The sequence below is a fragment of the Streptomyces sp. R818 genome (genome assembly GCF_056172735.1).
Genome location: NZ_JAOCNE010000004.1, coordinates 42,024 through 44,634 on the forward strand (window position 1 = coordinate 42,024; position 2,611 = coordinate 44,634).

Annotated in this window: 1 protein-coding gene; it reads left to right on the forward strand. The window is 75.0% G+C overall.

The features are described from left to right. Positions 1-367: 367 nt before the first annotated feature. Positions 368-2,611, forward strand: a 2,244-nt coding sequence (locus N5I75_RS13090) for an ATP-binding protein (RefSeq protein ID WP_476677105.1), incomplete at its 3' end; no start/stop codon positions are given.

A 2,611-nucleotide genomic window follows, 5' to 3' on the forward strand; every position in this document is an offset into this window, starting at 1 on the left:
GGGTCGGGCTTGTCGTACGCGGGCGGGTGGTCATGGGTGCCTTCCTGGGGCGGCCGGGGCAACGGGGTCGGGCCGCGGTGATCGCGAGGGATGCCGGGAAGTGTAGTCAGCCGGGTGCCGTGTGTGACGTCTTCCCCGAAGTGCGCTGAGCATGTGCCTACGGCATCCGGAATGTGCCCGCGGCATGGGAGTGGTGGCGCGGACCCGACCGCGGGAGAGCAGTGTCCCACCTCCGCCCGGTCCGCGCGGGGTGATCCGGTGAAGCCGCCAAGGGTGGGGCGGAACGCTTCTACCGTGGCGGGACAAGACGCGTCGTCCCGCCCGCCACCGCCCGCCACCGCTCGCCCCGTACGAAGTGAGACCGCACATGAACCGCAGCTCCGGCCGCCGCACGTGGGGTGAACTGCCCGCCGAGGCCACCAGTTTCGTCGGACGGCGGCGCGAGCTGGCGCAGCTGGCCGACGTGCTCGCGCGGGCCCGCCTGGTGACGGTGACGGGCCCCGGCGGCGTCGGCAAGACCCGTACGGCGGTGCGCGCGGCGTACGAGCTGCGCCCCACGTTCCCCTCCGGGGTGCAGCTGGTGGAGCTGTCCGCGCTGAGCGACCCCGAACTGCTCGCGAACACCGTCGCCGCGGCGCTCGACCTGCCCGAGCAGACGGCCCGCCCGCCGATCGAGGTGATCGCCGAGTATCTGGCGGAGCGGGAGCTGCTGTTGCTGCTCGACACGTGTGAGCACCTGGTCGACGCATGTGCCCTGCTCTGTGACGAACTCCTGCGCGCGGCGCCCCAGTTGCGGATCCTGGCGACGAGCAGGCAGCCGCTGGACGTGGCGGGCGAGCACGTCCTCGCCCTCGGGCCGCTGAGCGTGCCCGAGCCGGACGCCGCGGGCCCGGCGCGGGCGAGCGACGCCCTCGACCTGTTCGCGGACCGGGCGTCGGCGGCCGTGCCCGGCTTCACGGTCGACGGCGGGAACCGGGCCGACGTGCTGGCGCTCTGCCGCCGCCTCGACGGGATCCCGCTCGCCATCGAGCTCGCGGTGTCCCGGCTGCGGGCGCTCTCCCTCGGCGAGGTCCTCCTCCGCCTCGACGACCGCTTCCGCCTCCTGACGGGCGGGCGGCGCACCTCGGTGCCGCGCCACCAGACGCTGCGGACGGCGATCGGCTGGAGCCACGACCTGTCGACGGCGCAGGAGCGTCTCCTGTGGGCCCGGCTCTCGGTGTTCGCGGGCGAGTTCAGCCTCCAGGCAGCGGAAGCGGTGTGCGCGGACCCGGCCGCGCGCACGGGCCCCGTCCCCGGCGTGGCGCTGCCCGGGGAGGAGGTGCTGACCGCGCTCATCGGCCTGGTCGAGAAGTCCGTCGTGATCCGCGTGGAGACGCCCGAGGGCACCCGTTACCGCCTCCTCGACACGATCCGCGAGTACGGCGCGGAGCAGTTGGCGGCGGTCGGCGGGGAGGAAACGGTCCGGCGCCGCCACCTCGCGTACTTCACGGAGGTGGCCCGCTCCTTCGACGAGGAGTGGACGGGCGACGCGCAGGTCCCGCTGCTGCGGGCCCTGGTGCGCGACCGCGCCAACGTGCGGGCCGCACTGGAGACTTGCGTGTCCTCGCCCCGGCTGCACGAGCAGGGGCTGCGGATGGCGACGGCCCTGTGGGGCTACTGGCACACCACGGGCCTGCTCACCGAGGGCCGGTACTGGCTGCGCCGCACGCTCGACGGGTGCCGGGACGAGACGCCCGTACGCGTCAAGGCGCTGTGGCTGAGCAGCTGGTACATGGACCTGCAGGGCGAACGCGGCGGCAACGAGGAGCTGTTGAAGGAGGGCGAGGCGCTCGCCGAGCGCATCGGCGATCCGGTCGGCGCCGCGTGGACGCTCGCCTTCCAGGCGCACCGCCGCTACTTCTCCGGCCTGATGGACGGCTGCGCCGAGGACTTCACCGAGGCCCGCGAGCGGATGACGGCACTGGGTGACGAGACGGGCCTGCTGATGATCGGCTTCTACGGCGGTTTCATGCTCGTCCTCTCCGGCGACCACGACCGGGGCATCGCCTGGTGCGACGACTCGCTCGCGCGCGGCGCCGCGCACCCCGGCGAGCAGTGGGCGCGCGGCTGGGCGCTGTGGGTCAAGAGCGTCGGCCTGTGGCTGCGCGGCGACCACGAGGCGGCCGTCGCCTGTGCGCGGGAGGCGCTGCGCAGCAAGGCGGCCCTGCACGATCTGATGGGCGTCGCCCACTGCCTCGAGGGGCTCGCCTGGTACGCGGCGCGGTCGCGGTGCTTCGAGCGGGTCGCCGTGCTGCAGGGCGCGGCGGACGCGCTGTGGCGCCGCTCCGCGAAGGAGGCGAGGTTCGGGCTCCCGGTGCTGCACGCGCTGCACGCGGACGCGGCGGCGCGGGCGCGCTCCGCGCTGGGCGACGACGGCTACCGCGACGCCTTCGCCGAGGGCGGGCAGCTGTCGCTGGACGCGGTGGTGGAGCCGGCGCTCGCCGTCGGGCCGGGGGCGGCCGTCGGCGCGCGGCGCTCCGGCCCCACCGACGTCCTCACGCCCCGCGAGCGGCAGGTCTCCGCGCTCGTCGGCGACGGCCTGACCAACCGGGAGGTCGCGGCCGAACTCGCG